The organism is Reyranella sp., assembly GCF_965279625.1.
Taxonomy (GTDB): domain Bacteria; phylum Pseudomonadota; class Alphaproteobacteria; order Reyranellales; family Reyranellaceae; genus Reyranella.
This window is the reverse complement of record NZ_OZ257251.1, coordinates 5,351,568-5,364,867: the sequence shown is the minus strand read 5'-3', so window position 1 is coordinate 5,364,867 and position 13,300 is coordinate 5,351,568. Positions and strand designations below refer to the sequence as shown.

The window sequence follows — 13,300 nt, the reverse complement described above, 5'->3', positions numbered from 1 at the left end:
CGCCTAGGGAGCCTTGCGGATCAGCGACACCACGAAATTGGAAAGCTCCGACGCGCTGTATGGCTTGGGAAAGGAATGCATGCTGATGCCGGCCGGCAGCGTGCTCGGAGCGGATGCGCCCGAGCAGCGGATGATTGGAAGACCGGGGCGGTGCAGCGCTGCCGCCTCGATCACCTTCTCGCCCGACATGTCGGGCAAGCCGATATCGACGATGACGACACCGAGCGGCGTGTCACTCTGCAGGACATCGAGCGCCTCGCGCCCGGTCGCCGCTTCGATGCAGTCGACTCCGACGTCGCTCAGCGCGTCCACCAGGACGGCGCGGATCAGGAACTCGTCTTCAGCCAGCAACACACTCGACATGCGGGAGCCCTATTCGGCCGCTTTGGGCGCGGCGGCTTTTGGCTTGAACGGAAGAATGCTTGTGGCGCGCGCCGCGGGTAACGGCAAGGGCGGGGTTTCCACACCCAGCGCCCGCGCCGCATTCCACGCCCAGCGCGGATCGATCAGGAACGGGCGGGCATGCGCCGTGCAGTCGGCCTCGCCCGCCGCGATGATCTTCTCCGCCTGCTCCGGCTCGGTGATCAGTCCGACCGCCCACGTCTTGATGCCGGCTTCCTTGCGGATGCGAGCCGAGAACGGCACCTGGTACCCGGGTCCGACCGAGAGCTTCTGCCCCGGCGCGTTGCCGCCCGAGCTGACATCGACGAAGTCGCAGCCGAGAGCCTTGAACTGGCGGGCGGTCTCGATCGAATCCTCGAGGGTGATGCCGCCCTCGACCCATTCGATGGCCGACAGCCGCACGCCCAGCGCCTTTTCGGCCGGCCAGATCCTGCGTACGGCTTCGAACACTTCGAGCGGGAAGCGGCGGCGCTTTTCGGCGGTGCCGCCATATTCGTCGGTGCGATGATTGCTGAGCGGCGACAGGAACTGGTTGAGCAAGTAACCATGCGCGCCGTGCAGCTCGATCACGTCGAAGCCGAGCCGCAGGCTGCGCTCGGCGGCGGAGACGAAAGCCTCCTTCACGCGCTTCAGGCCGACGGCATCGAGCGCCACCGGCGTGTGCCACTTCTTCGCCGGATCGTAGGCCAGCGCGGACGGACCATAGGTCGTCCAGGGAAGATCCGGCGCATCGGCCTGCGTCAGCGGCCCGCCGCCCTTCCACGGACGCTGCGCCGAGGCCTTGCGGCCGGCGTGGGCCAGCTGCACCCCGAGCTTCACGCCCGGCATCCAGCCGCGGACCCAGTCGATCACCGGCTTCAGCGCCGCCTCGTTCTCGTCGCTGTAGAGGCCGAGGCAGCCCTGCGTGATACGACCCTCGCGTTCGACATGGGTGGCTTCGAGGCAGAGCAGTCCGGCGCCCGACATGGCGAGCATGCCGTAATGCACCTGGTGCCAGGGCTGGGCGCTGCCGTCGACGGCCGAGTACTGGCACATCGGCGAGACGACGATGCGGTTGGGCAGGGTTACGCCGCCGAGCTCGACGGGGGTGAAGAGTTGGGCGGTCATGGGAGTCCTTGGATTTTCAGCCGTTGATCGAAGGTCCGGCCTCGTGGCCCAGCCACTCCTCGATCAGGCGGCGGGCGATCGAATCGCGACGCGGCATGAAGAAGGAACCGTCCTTCGGAAGATTCTCGGTGCGCAACTCCTCGCGGCTCATCCATCGGGCGCTTTCGAGCTCTGATTCGTTGACGCTGAAGTCCATCGACTCGGCCTCGGCATGGAAGCCGATCATCACCGACGCCGGGAACGGCCAGGGCTGGGACGAGCGATAGATCACGTCCTTCACCTTGACCTTCACTTCCTCGTAGACCTCGCGGGCGACCGCATCCTCGAAGCTCTCGCCGGGCTCGACGAAGCCCGCCAGGGTCGAGTGCATGCCGCGCGGGAAATGCTTGCCGCGACCCAGCAGGCACTTGTCGCCGTAGTGGACCAGCATGATCACCGCGGGATCGGTCCGCGGGAAGGTCTCGGTCTTGCAGTTCTCGTTGGTGCACATGCGCACGTGGCCGCCGCGAGTCACCTTGGTCGTGGCGCCGCAGACACCGCAATAGCGATGGCGGCGGTGCCAGTAGGTCATGCCGCGGGCATAGGCGAGGATCGAACCCTCTCGCGCGAACAGCAGCGGGCCGACCTGGCGCAGGTCGACGAACTCGCCCAGATCCTTCAGCGGCACGTCCTTGCCGGTGACGTCGACGGCGAAGTACGGCGTGCCCTCGACGTAGCCCAGGAAGATCTGGACGTCGCTCGAATTGGCGATCGCGCGACCCATCATGCCCTGCAGGAACACGGCTTCCGGATTGCCACCGGTCTTCACCAGGTTCTTCTCGGTGTCGATCGGCACGAAGCGTGCGGCCCCCGAGGAGGCAAGTTCGATCATCCGTTCATCGTTCTCGCGCTCATGGCTGGCACGGTCGATTTCGGCGCTGGAATAGGGATTTCTTGGATTTCTCATAGGCCGCGGACCGTGCCACAGGGCCGCCCGCACCGCAATTGGCAGGCGCACGTCCTCAGATCAGGGCGCGCTCCAGGACCTGCGCCACGTGTATCGCCTGACGATCGGCCCCGTCGGCGATCTGGTGCCGGCACGAGGTCCCATCAGCCACGACCAGGGTTCCCGCATCGGCCTTGCGTACCGCCGGCAGCAACGACAGCTCGGCCATGGCGATCGAGGTCTCGTAGTGCTCCGCCTCGTAGCCGAAGCTGCCGGCCATGCCGCAGCAGCTCGACTCGATCGGCGTCACCGCGAGGTCGGGCACGAGCGAAAGCACCTCCTGCACCGCGCTCATGGCGCCGAAGGCCTTCTGGTGACAGTGACCGTGGAGCAGCGCCTTCTTCTCCGGCAGCGGCTGGAGCGCCAGGTCGAGGCGTCCCGCCTTCTTCTCGCGTGCCAGGAACTCCTCGAACAGCACGGCATGGGCCGCGACCTCCTCGGCATCCTCGCCGAGCCCGAGCGCCAGGAACTCGTCGCGCAGGGTAAAGAGGCACGACGGCTCGAGGCCGATGATCGGCACGCCCTTGACGGCAAACGGCCGCAGCGCATTCAGCGTGCGCAGCGCCTCGCCCCTCGCCCGCTCCACCTGGCCGGTCGCCAGATAGGTCCGGCCGCAGCATAGGGCCGGCGCGCCCAGCGTCGGCCAGGCGACCGCCACGCGATGCCCGGCGGCGGTCAGCACCCGCCGGGCGGCGTGCAGGATCTCAGGCTCGAAATTGTTCGAGAAGGTGTCGGCGAAGATCACCACCGTGGCGTCGCGATCGTCGACCTCGGTGGTGGAGAGGAAGGTGTCGCCGCGCCACTGCGGCAGGCGCCGCTGTTTGGCGAAGCCGAGATAGGACTGCACAAACCAGGCCGCGTTGAACAGCCAGGGCATGCGGCGGGCATACGGCGCCATCGACGGCGTGGCGCCGATCAGCCGGTCGCGCCAGCTCAAGCCTTTGGCCATGCGACGCGCCGACTTCACCTCGATCTTCATGCGCGCCATGTCGACGCCGGTCGGGCAGTCGCGCTTGCAGCCCTTGCAGCTCACGCAGAGATCCATCGCCGCCGCGACCGCATCGGAGCGCAGCCCCTCGGATCCGAGCTGGCCGGACAGTGCGAGGCGCAGCGTGTTGGCCCGGCCGCGCGTCAGATGCTTCTCGTCGCGCGTCACGCGGAAGGACGGGCACATGGTGCCGGCATCGAACTTCCGGCAATGGCCGTTGTTGTTGCACATCTCCGCCGCCTTCGCGAAGCCGCCGGCGAGGTCGCCGCCGGTGCCCGGCGCGGTCGAGATCTCGGTGACCGGATCGGTCTGGACGTTCCAGGCCGACCAGTCGAGCACCGGCTCGTACTTCAGCGATTCGTATCCCGGCTTGAAGCGGAACAGCGAGCGGTCGTCCATGCGCGAGGGCCGCACGATCTTGCCGGGATTCAGGATGTTCTCGGGATCGAACAGGTCCTTCACCGTCTCGAACGCCTTGGTGAGCCGCGGTCCGAACTGCCAGGCCACCCATTCCGAGCGCACCAGCCCGTCGCCATGCTCGCCCGAGAAGGCGCCCTTGTATTCGCGCACCAGGGCCGAGGCCTCCTCGGCGATCGCCCGCATCTTCTCGGCACCGTCGCGGCGCATGTCGAGGATCGGCCGCACGTGCAGCGTGCCCACGGAGGCATGGGCGTACCAGGTGCCCCTCGTGCCGTGCTTGCCGAACACGTCGGTCAGGCGCTGCGTGTAGTCGGCCAGATGTTCGAGGGGGACGGCGCAGTCCTCGATGAAGGAGACCGGCTTACCGTCGCCCTTCATCGACATCATGATGTTGAGGCCGGCCTTGCGGACTTCCCACAGCTCCGACTGCGGCTTGGGCTCCGGCATCTCCACGACGCTGCCCGGCATGCCGAGATCGCCCATCAGCTCGACGAGCCGCGCCAGGTCGCGCAGCTGGTCCGCGCGTTCCTCGCCCGCGAACTCGACCAGCAGGATGGCCTCGGGCTGGCCGATCAGCGCCCGCTCGATCACCGGGCGGAAGGCGGGGTTGGCGCGCGCCAGCTCGATCATCGTGCGGTCGACCAGCTCCACGGCGGCCGGCTTCAGCTTCACGATGTGCTGGGCGCTGTCCATCGCCTTGTAGAAGCTGGCGAAGTTCACGACGCCCAGCGTCTTGTGCTTGGGCAGCGGCGCCAGGTTGAGCGTGAGTCGCTCGGTCACCGCAAGCGTGCCCTCGCTCCCGACCAGCAGGTGCGCGAGGTTCACCGAGTTGTCGGTCGTGTAGGGCCGCTCCGACTGCGGGAAGAAGATATCGAGATTGTAGCCGCCGACCCGGCGCAGCACGTGCGGATACATGCGCTCGATCTCGGCGCGCTCGGCAAAAGCCAGCTCGGCCACCTTGTCGGCGATGGCGCGCACGCCCGCGGGCATGTCCTCCGGCCGCGTCGAGCCGAAGCGGGCCCGCTGGCCGTTGGCCAGCAGCGCGTCGATCGAGGCGACGTTGTGGACCATGTTGCCGTAGCGGATCGACCTCGAGCCGCAGGAATTGTTGCCGGCCATGCCGCCGAGCGTGCATTGCGCCGAGGTCGAGACGTCGACCGGGTACCACAGACCGTGCGGCTTCAGCCAGGCATTGAGCTGGTCGAGCACGACGCCCGGCTGCACCGTCACCTGGGCCTTGCTCTTGTCGAAGCCCACGATCTCGCGCAGGTATTTCGAACAGTCGATGATCAGCGCCTCGCCCACCGTCTGGCCGCACTGCGACGTGCCGGCGCCGCGCGGCAGGATCGCAGCCTTTGCATCGCGCGCCACGTCGACGGCGAGCGCCAGATCGGCCTCGTCGCGCGGGATCACCACGCCCACGGGCTCGACCTGGTAGATCGATGCGTCGGTCGAATAGCGACCACGGGAGGCCCGGTCGAACAGGACCTCTCCCTTGAGGCTGCGCCGCAGATTTTGTTCGAGCTTGGACATGTCCGATGGAACCCTAAAGCGCCCCTTTGCAATACGCAGGCAGAGAGGGCGTCGTGAATGAAATCGGGCTCATCGGCGAACGCTCTCCACCCTCAGTCGAGTTTGACGCCGGCCGCGTTCACGACCTTCTGCCACTTCTCGATCTCGGTGCGGATGCGCTTGGCGAACTCGGCCTGCGATTCGCCGCCCGTCTGGGCGAGCTGCTCCTTCCAGATGGCCTGCAGCTTGGGTGCCTTGAGAGCCTTCACGACCTCGGCGTACATGCGCTCGACGATCGGTTGCGGCGTGCCCTTGATGGCCCAGAGCCCGTACCAGGTCGACACGATCCAGGCCGGCACGCCGATCTCGGCCGCGGTCGGCATGTCGGGGAACTCGGGCACGCGCTCGGTCGTCGCCACCGCAAGGCCGCGCAGTTTGCCCGCCTTGATCTGCTGCGCCGAGGTGCCCATGCCGTCGAACATCATGTCGGCATTGCCGGCCAGCAGGTCCTGCATCGCCGGACCCGCGCCGCGATAGGGCACGTGGACGATCTCGGTCTTGGTCTCGAGCTTGAACAGCTCGCCCGCCAGGTGATGCGCCGTGCCGGCGCCGGCCGACGCGTAATTCACCTTGTTCGGGTTGGCCTTCAGGTAGGCGATGAATTCCTGCGCGGTCTTGGCCGGGATCTTGTTCGGATTGATCGAGATGACCTGCGGCACCAGCGCGATCATGGTGATCGGCTCGAAGTTCTTCTCGAGATCGTAGTCGAGGGTCTTGTAGACCGACGGGGCGATCGTGTGATGGATCGCGCCGACGAAGAAGGTCTGGCCGTCGGGCTTCATCTTGGCCGCCTGCGAGGCGCCGACCGTGCCGCCCGCGCCGCCCTTGTTGTCGATCAGGATCTGCACGCCGAGCTGCTCGCCGACCTGCGCCGCCAGCGGACGGGCGAACACGTCGGTGCCGCCGCCGGCGGGGAACGGATTGACCCAGGTGATCGGCCCGTTCGGCCAGCCCTGCTGGGCGCGGGCCATGGCCGGAGTGGCCAGGGTGGCGGCGAGGCCGAGCTTGAGGGCCCGGCGGCGCGACGTCGTAGAAATCGTCGTCATGTTTTTTTTCCTCCCTGAAGGTTCTTGTCGTCCTTGTTTTCCATGGAATCGAGCACGGCCTGCTGCTTGGCGCGCAGGTGCCCGACGAGCAGGTCACGTAGCGCAGCGCCATCCCGCGCCGCAAGCGCCGCGATCATCGCGCGATGTTCGGCGACCGCCTGATCCCATTTGGCAGGGTTGAGGTTGGAGCGAAACCGCAGGGCATGCAGCCTTGCGTTGAGCGTGCGGTAGGTCTGCTCCAGCACAGCGTTGCCCGCGAGGGCATTCAGCCGGTCATGGATCAGGCGGTTGATCCTGTAATAGGTCGACAGGTCGCGGCCGGCATGGGCGGCCTCCATCTCCCCCTGAAGCGCCCGTAGATCGGCAATGTCGGCGTCGGTGACCCGGGCCACCGCCAGTTCGCCGGCCAGTCCCTCCAGCGCGCCCATCACCTCGAAGGCACCGCGCACGTCGGCGGGCGACAGGGCCACCACCTGGGCGCCCCGGTTGGGCAGCTGCACCAGCAGGCCGTCGGCCGCCAGCATGCGGAAGGCCTCGCGCAGCGGGGTGCGCGAGACGCCCAGCCGTTCGCTGAGTTCGCGCTCGTTCAGCTTGGCGCCCGGCGGCAGCTCGCCTTCGATGATCAGGGCGCGCAGCCGCTCGGCTGCCGCTTCGGGCAGCGTCGAACGGGCAATCGGGAGGGTTGAACCATCCATCTCTGGACTCACTCTGGCATATTGTATACAAAATGCAACAGCCAAGCCGAGAGGAACGCCAGATGCGCCTGAACTCACACCCCGCCGGACGTCATTTCCTGCAAATTCCCGGTCCGACCAACGTGCCCGACCGCGTTCTTCGCGCGATGGATTACCCGACGATCGATCACCGGGGCCCCGAGTTCAACGCGCTGGCCAAGAAGGTCCTTCGCTCCGTCCGGCAAATTTTCCAGACAAAACAACCTATTATCATCTATCCTGCATCCGGGACCGGAGCTTGGGAAGCCGCCCTCGTGAACACCCTGTCGCCCGGCGACCTGGTGCTGATGTGGGAAACCGGCCACTTCGCCTCGCTCTGGAAGAAGATGGCCGACAAGCTTGGTATCAAATCGGAATTCATGGGTGGCGACTGGCGCAAGCCGGCCGATCCGGCGGCCATCGAGAAGCGCCTGAAGGAAGATACCGGCCACGCCATCAAGGCGGTCTGCATCGTCCACAACGAGACCTCGACCGGCGTGGTGAGCGACATCTCCGCCGTCCGGCAGGCCATCGACGCCGCCAAGCACCCCGCCCTGCTGCTGGTCGACACGATCTCGTCGCTGGGCTCGATCGACTATCGCCACGATGCCTGGGGCGTCGACGTGACGGTGGCGGGCTCGCAGAAGGGCCTGATGCTGCCGCCAGGTCTCTCCTTCAACGCCCTGAGCGAGAAGGCGATCGAGGCCTCGAAGGCGTCGAAGATGCTGAAGGCCTTCTGGAACTGGGACGAGATGCTGACGGCCAATGCCAACGGCTGGTTCCCCTACACGCCGGCCACCAACCTGCTCTACGGCCTCAACGAGGCCTGCGACATGCTGCTGGAGGAAGGGCTCGACGCGGTGTTCGCCCGCCATGCCCGCCATGCCGAGGCGACGCGCACCGCCGTCACCGCCTGGGGCCTCGAAATCCTGTGCAGCGACCCCAAGGCCTATTCGGGTTCGCTGACGGCGATCGTCATGCCCGAGGGCCACGACGCCGACGCCTTCCGCAAGGTCGCGCTGGAGAACTTCAACATGTCGCTGGGCCAGGGCCTCACCAAGGTCGCGGGCAAGGTCTTCCGCATCGGCCATCTCGGGGACTTCAACGACCTGATGCTGATGGGCGCCCTGTCCGGCGTCGAGATGGCGCTGGGCCTCGCCAAGGTGCCGCACAAGGCCGGCGGCGCCCAGGCCGCCCTCACCTACCTGCGCGACACCGCGCCGGGCGCCCGCAATGCCTGATCCGGGGGCCGAGCGGATGCGCCTCTACGTCACGCCGGCCTCACCCTGGGTCCGGCGTGTCAGGGTCTGTATCGAGGAGCTCGGGATCTCCGACCGCTTCGACTATGTCCAGACGAAGTGGCCGCACACCTGGGGTACGCGAACGGTGGAGATGCCCGCCGACTTCGTGGCTGCGACACCGGTCGTGCGCATCCCGGCGCTGGTCACCGGCGACGTCACGCTGACCGACTCCCATTCGATCGTGGACTTTCTCGACGGCTCGTTCGGCACCCATCGCCTGCTCGCCGCCGACGGACCCGCGCGGTGGCGCGCGCTCGAGATCAATGCGCTGGCTTGCGCCATCCTCGAAGCGCAGATCATGCGCCGCGCCGAACTGCTGCGCACCGGCGCCGACCGCTCCGACGATTTCATCGCCAAGATGCGCGACCGTGGGCTGCGCTGCTTCGCGGCGCTCGAGAAGAAAATGTCGTCGTTCGGCGACACGTTCGATCTCGCGCGGATCACGACGGCGGTCGCCTGCGGCTACGACGAATGGCGCTACGGGCCGGGCTGGCGCGAGGCCGCCCCGGCTCTCGCAGCCTGGTACGAAACCGTCGCGCAACGCCCCTCGATGAAGGCGACCGAGCCGGCCGAGACGCCGCAGCGGTAGATCCCCGTCGGGCCCCGCCGCGCTCAGTAGGGCTCGATCGTTCTCTTGCGCTCGCTGCGCGGCGGTGGGGGCGGCAACGTCGCCAGCGTGTTCAGCAGGATGGGCCGCGTATCGGCCGGATCGATGACGTCGTCGTAGCCGAAGCGGCCGGCGACCTCGAGGGCGGTGTTGTACCGCTTGAGTTCGTCCGTGCGTTCGCGATGCCGCGCTGCGCGGCCGTCGGCATCCTCGATCCCTTCCAGTTCACGGCGATAGATGATGCTGGCGGCCCCCTCCAGTCCCATGCCGCCGAACTCGGCGGTCGGCCAGGCCAGCAGGATCGCGGGGTCGAGCGGACGCGAGCCCATGATGTAGTAGCCCAGCCCATAGGCCTTGCGGAGCACGACCGTCATGATCGGCATGGTCGAATTGGCCAGCGCCGCGAGCAGCCGGGCGCTGCGCCGGACGAGGCCGGTCTTCTCGATGTCCGGTCCCACCATCAGGCCGGGCGTGTCGCACAGCACCAGCAGCGGCAGGTCGAAGGCATCGCAGAGCTGGACGAAGCGCGCGGCCTTCTCGCAGGCCGGCCCGTCCATCGCGCCGGCGAGGAACATCGGCTGGTTGGCGATCACGCCGACCGGCCTGCCGCCCAGCCGCGCCAGGGCCGTCACCATCGCGCGCCCGTAGCCTCCACGCAGCTCCATCACGCTGTCGATATCGGCGATGCCGCGGATGACCCTGCGCACGTCGTAGGCCCGGCGTGGATTGTCCGGCACGAGGGTGCGCAAGGCCGCCGGGTCGGGCGCCTCGCCCGCCGGCAGCGGCGGACCGAAATAAGAGAGGTATCGTTTGGCAGCTTCGACCGCCTCCGCCTCGCCGTCGACCAGCAGGTCGACCGCGCCTGCCGCGTAGTGGACCTCCGGCGGGCCGATCTCCTCGGGCTTCAGCTTGATGCCAAGCGCCGCCTCGACGAGCGGCGGTCCCGCCATGCCCATGGCGCTGTCACGCGTCGCGATCAGCAGGTCCGACATGCCGGCCAGGTTCGCGTGCCCGGCGAAGGCCCGGCCCGGCACGATGGCGATCGTCGGCACGAGACCTGACAGGCGCGCGAACAGCACGAAGGTATGGGCCGATCCCCGCCCCTCGACCTTCATGTCGTGCGGCCTGGCTCCCCCGCCGTCGAGCCAGCAGATCACCGGCAGCCGGTTCTGCAGGGCGTGGCTGAACATCCGGCTGATCTTGGCGTGGTTGTTGGCGCTCTGCGTCCCGGCATGGACGCTGTAGTCGTAGAACACGATGTCGACGGCGCGGCCCTCGACCCGCGCCGTCCCCATCACCAGGCCGTCGGCGGCGCCCTGCATGTCGGCAAGAGCCGGCCGCACCAGGCCGCCATATTCGACGAACGAGCCCGCATCCGTGAGCGCCGCAATGCCCTCGCGCGCGGTCCATCTTCCGCGCGCCTTCTGCCGCGCCACGGCGTCCGGCCGCGCGGCGTCCTCGAGGGCCGCCCGCGCCCCCCGCACCTGCTCGACGCTGACGCGCGGCATGTCCCGCTTCTCCTCGCCGGCCATCACTCGGCCTTGATGTTCGCGGCGCGGATCACCTCGCGATAGCTGCGCCGGTTCTCTTCCATGGTCTTCTTCAGCTCAGCCGAATCGGCGAAGGCCGGCACCATGCCATTGTCGAGCAGCTTCTGGCTGACCGTCGGATCGTCGACGGCGGCCTTGATGGCCTTCTCCCAACGCTTGACGACCGCGTCCGGCATACCCGTCGGACCGCACAGACCGAACCACGCGTAGGTTTCGAAGCCCGGCACCACCTCGGCAATCATCGGCGCGTCGGGGAAGAAGCGCTTGCCGAGCGGATCACCGAGCGCCAGCAGGCGCAGCGATCCCGACCGGATGTGGCCGATCACATCGCCCAGATTCGTAATGGAGAAGCTCGTGCGGCCGGCGAGCAGATCCTGCAGAGCCGCCTGCGAGCCCCTGTACGGCACGTGAACCATCTGGGCCCCGATCTTCTGGCCGAGAAGTTCTGTCGACAGGTGCTGGACCGACCCAACGCCGGGCGTGGCGTAGCTCACCTTGCCCGGATTGGCGCGGGCGTCGGTCACCAGATCCTGGATGGAGCGATAGGGACTGTCCTTTCCGACTACGAGCCCGAAGGTCGACCGCAGGAGCTGACCGATGCCGATCAGGTCGGTGGCGGGATTGATCGGCAGCTGAGCGCCTGGCAACTCGGTCACGATCGTCATGTTGCCCGTGGTGCAGAACAGCACGTTGCTGCCATCGGTCGGGCCACGAGCCGCCGCCTCCGCGGCGATCATGCCGTTGGCGCCGGTACGGTTCTCGACCACGACGCGCTGTCCGAGCTCCCTCGACGCCACGTCGGCCAGCAACCGCGCCGCCAGATCGCCCGATCCGCCGGCGGCAAATCCATAGAGCATCCGGATCGGACGATCCGAGAGGGCCGGCTGTTGCGCCGTGGCCGTCTGGATCGTGAGGGCGGCGAGCGCCGCCCCCAATATCGGCAGTGCAAAGACGAGCATTCTCTTGACCATGGGCTTCCTCCTTTATTGTTTTTTCCGTGCTGCACGAGGCAGGTCGTCTGTCGTCAGATCGGCGCGATCGACCGGAACTTGGGCGGGTGGTCGGCGGGTCGGCGCGGCTGTGCGGAATCGAGGATCTCGGCGAGGCGGCGGCGCGTGTCGCGCGGATCGATGATGTCGTCGATGCCGAATCCCTCGGCGGCGCGCAGCGCGCCGATCCGCGCCCGTGTATGTTCGATCATCTCGACCCGCCGCGCGGCCGGGTCGCGCGCCGCCTCGTAGTCCTTGCGGAAGGCCACATCGATCGCGCCCTCGATCGACATGGCGCAGATCTCCGCCGAGGGCCAGGCGAGCGCGGCATCCGCTGAGAAGCTGCGGCCGCCGCACATCGCGAAGTATCCGAGGCCGTAGCCCTTGCGCAGGACGATGGAGACGCGCGGCACCGTGGCGTGCCCCCACTCGAACACCAGCTTGGCGCTGCGCCGGCCGAGGCTGGTCCGTTCGGCGCTCGAGCCGATCGAGAAGCCGGGCACGTCGATGAAGGAAACGATCGGCAGGCCGTACGCATCGCAGAGCGCGATGAAATGAGCGGCCTTGTCGCAGGCATCGCTGTTGATCATGCCGCCCAGCCGCAGCGGCTGGTTGGCGAGGAAGCCGACGGGTCGGCCGCCCAGCCTGGCAAAGCCCGTCACCATGTTGCCGGCGAAGGTCGGCTTCAGCTCGAACAGCGTGCCGGGGTCGGCGATTTCGCGCAGAACCTTGCGGACGTCGTAGGCCTTCCGCGTCGAGACCGGCACCAGGTCGAGGATCGAATCGGGCAACCGGCCGAGCGGGCGCGGTTCGGAAAGGATCGGCTGCGGCGCACGCGCATTGCTTGGCAGGAAGGACAGGAATCGCTTCGCCGCGGCGATGGCTTCGTCCTCACTGTCCACGCCGAGATCGGCGAGGCCCTGGCGATCGACCTGCACGTCGGCGCCACCCAACTCCATCGCGTCGATGTCCTCGCCCGTCGCCGCCTTGACCAGCGCCGGACCCGCAATGCCCATCGTCGAGAGGCCGCGCACCATGACCACGCAATCGGCCATGCCAGCGTAGTTGGTGGGCCCGGCGAAACCCGCTCCGAGCATCAGCGCCACCATGGGCACCCACCCCGAGGCGCGTGCAAAATTGTGGAAGGTCCCGTTGGCGTTGGCGAAGTGGCGGGCATCCTGCCCGTCCTGGATTCGGTGGCCGCCGCCGTCGAGGATCATCACCAGCGGCAGGCCGCGCGTGATGGCGACCTGCAACGCACGCTGAACCTTGGCGCTTCCCAGCTTGCCGATGCTGCCACCAAACACGGAAAAGTCCTGCGAGAACACAACGACCGGCCGGCCCTCGATCTGCGCCGTCCCGGCGACCACGCCGTCGGCGGGCGACGCCGTGCGCACCGGGAACCTGTCCGCGCCGATGCCGTCTTCCTCGGCCGCGACCAGTCCGCCCATCTCGCTGAAGGATCCGGCATCGACCAGTCGCGCGATGCGTTCGCGTGCGCTCAACCGCCCGCGCCGGGCCAGCTTCTCCATCGCGGGTTGGCGGGCGCTATCGTCCAAGGATGTGCGCACCGCCTCCACCCGCTCGATCAGGTCTCGCATCGTCGGATCGCCGGCCATG

Annotated in this window: 11 protein-coding genes; 2 read left to right on the top strand and 9 right to left on the bottom strand. The window is 67.8% G+C overall.

Annotated elements, in window-relative coordinates:
* Window positions 1-3 precede the first annotated feature (3 nt).
* From ACQY78_RS26085 to ACQY78_RS26060, 6 genes are all read right to left on the bottom strand, one after another.
* Window positions 4-363 (bottom strand): response regulator, encoded by a 360-nt coding sequence (locus ACQY78_RS26085; RefSeq protein ID WP_428680741.1) that lies wholly within the window; start codon window positions 361-363, stop codon window positions 4-6.
* Between the two features lie 9 nt (window positions 364-372).
* Complete coding sequence (locus tag ACQY78_RS26080; RefSeq protein WP_428680738.1) at window positions 373-1,509, bottom strand: NADH:flavin oxidoreductase/NADH oxidase; 1,137 nt, start codon at window positions 1,507-1,509, stop codon at window positions 373-375.
* 16 nt (window positions 1,510-1,525) lie between these two features.
* Entirely contained in the window at window positions 1,526-2,380 is an 855-nt protein-coding gene (gene nudC / locus ACQY78_RS26075; RefSeq protein ID WP_428680736.1) for an NAD(+) diphosphatase, read from the bottom strand.
* A gap of 130 nt (window positions 2,381-2,510) precedes the next feature.
* Window positions 2,511-5,435, bottom strand: coding sequence for an FAD-binding and (Fe-S)-binding domain-containing protein (locus ACQY78_RS26070; protein WP_428680733.1), 2,925 nt, complete (start codon window positions 5,433-5,435; stop codon window positions 2,511-2,513).
* 92 nt (window positions 5,436-5,527) lie between these two features.
* Complete coding sequence (locus ACQY78_RS26065; RefSeq protein WP_428680730.1) at window positions 5,528-6,520, bottom strand: Bug family tripartite tricarboxylate transporter substrate binding protein; 993 nt, start codon at window positions 6,518-6,520, stop codon at window positions 5,528-5,530.
* A complete protein-coding gene (locus ACQY78_RS26060; protein ID WP_428680727.1) occupies window positions 6,517-7,215 on the bottom strand; it encodes a GntR family transcriptional regulator in 699 nt (232 codons plus the stop codon). The genes ACQY78_RS26065 and ACQY78_RS26060 overlap by 4 nt, the downstream gene beginning before the upstream one ends.
* Window positions 7,216-7,277: 62 nt before the next feature.
* Between ACQY78_RS26060 and ACQY78_RS26055 the strand changes: the two genes are divergently transcribed.
* Entirely contained in the window at window positions 7,278-8,474 is a 1,197-nt protein-coding gene (locus tag ACQY78_RS26055; RefSeq protein WP_428680724.1) for a pyridoxal-phosphate-dependent aminotransferase family protein, read from the top strand.
* Window positions 8,467-9,123, top strand: coding sequence for a glutathione S-transferase family protein (locus tag ACQY78_RS26050; RefSeq protein WP_428680721.1), 657 nt, complete (start codon window positions 8,467-8,469; stop codon window positions 9,121-9,123). Before ACQY78_RS26055 ends, ACQY78_RS26050 begins: the two co-directional genes overlap by 8 nt.
* A 23-nt stretch (window positions 9,124-9,146) precedes the next feature.
* Here the strand turns inward: ACQY78_RS26050 and ACQY78_RS26045 are convergent, their stop codons facing one another.
* From ACQY78_RS26045 to ACQY78_RS26035, 3 genes are read right to left on the bottom strand one after another with little or no spacing between them, the layout of a single operon-like run.
* Window positions 9,147-10,649, bottom strand: a complete 1,503-nt coding sequence (locus ACQY78_RS26045; RefSeq protein WP_428680718.1) for an acyl-CoA carboxylase subunit beta — start codon at window positions 10,647-10,649, stop codon at window positions 9,147-9,149.
* Window positions 10,650-10,672: 23 nt separating this feature from the next.
* Window positions 10,673-11,662: a Bug family tripartite tricarboxylate transporter substrate binding protein gene (locus ACQY78_RS26040; protein ID WP_428680715.1), complete on the bottom strand. Its 990-nt coding sequence runs from the start codon at window positions 11,660-11,662 to the stop codon at window positions 10,673-10,675.
* A 53-nt stretch (window positions 11,663-11,715) separates the two neighbouring features.
* The gene (locus ACQY78_RS26035; RefSeq protein ID WP_428680712.1) at window positions 11,716-13,299 is read right to left on the bottom strand and encodes an acyl-CoA carboxylase subunit beta; all 1,584 of its coding nucleotides are present in this window, start codon (window positions 13,297-13,299) and stop codon (window positions 11,716-11,718) included.
* Between the last annotated feature and the right edge of the window lies 1 nt (window position 13,300).

Bases quoted from the DNA above. Each gene is read 5' to 3' on its own strand.
- ACQY78_RS26085 (WP_428680741.1), bottom strand. From the start codon at position 363: ATGTCGAGTGTGTTGCTGGCTGAAGACGAGTTCCTGATCCGCGCCGTC.
- ACQY78_RS26080 (WP_428680738.1), bottom strand. From the start codon at position 1,509: ATGACCGCCCAACTCTTCACCCCCGTCGAGCTCGGCGGCGTAACCCTG.
- nudC (WP_428680736.1), bottom strand. From the start codon at position 2,380: ATGATCGAACTTGCCTCCTCGGGGGCCGCACGCTTCGTGCCGATCGAC.
- ACQY78_RS26070 (WP_428680733.1), bottom strand. From the start codon at position 5,435: ATGTCCAAGCTCGAACAAAATCTGCGGCGCAGCCTCAAGGGAGAGGTC.
- ACQY78_RS26065 (WP_428680730.1), bottom strand. From the start codon at position 6,520: ATGACGACGATTTCTACGACGTCGCGCCGCCGGGCCCTCAAGCTCGGC.
- ACQY78_RS26060 (WP_428680727.1), bottom strand. From the start codon at position 7,215: ATGGATGGTTCAACCCTCCCGATTGCCCGTTCGACGCTGCCCGAAGCG.
- ACQY78_RS26055 (WP_428680724.1), top strand. From the start codon at position 7,278: ATGCGCCTGAACTCACACCCCGCCGGACGTCATTTCCTGCAAATTCCC.
- ACQY78_RS26050 (WP_428680721.1), top strand. From the start codon at position 8,467: ATGCCTGATCCGGGGGCCGAGCGGATGCGCCTCTACGTCACGCCGGCC.
- ACQY78_RS26045 (WP_428680718.1), bottom strand. From the start codon at position 10,649: ATGCCGCGCGTCAGCGTCGAGCAGGTGCGGGGGGCGCGGGCGGCCCTC.
- ACQY78_RS26040 (WP_428680715.1), bottom strand. From the start codon at position 11,662: ATGGTCAAGAGAATGCTCGTCTTTGCACTGCCGATATTGGGGGCGGCG.
- ACQY78_RS26035 (WP_428680712.1), bottom strand. From the start codon at position 13,299: ATGGCCGGCGATCCGACGATGCGAGACCTGATCGAGCGGGTGGAGGCG.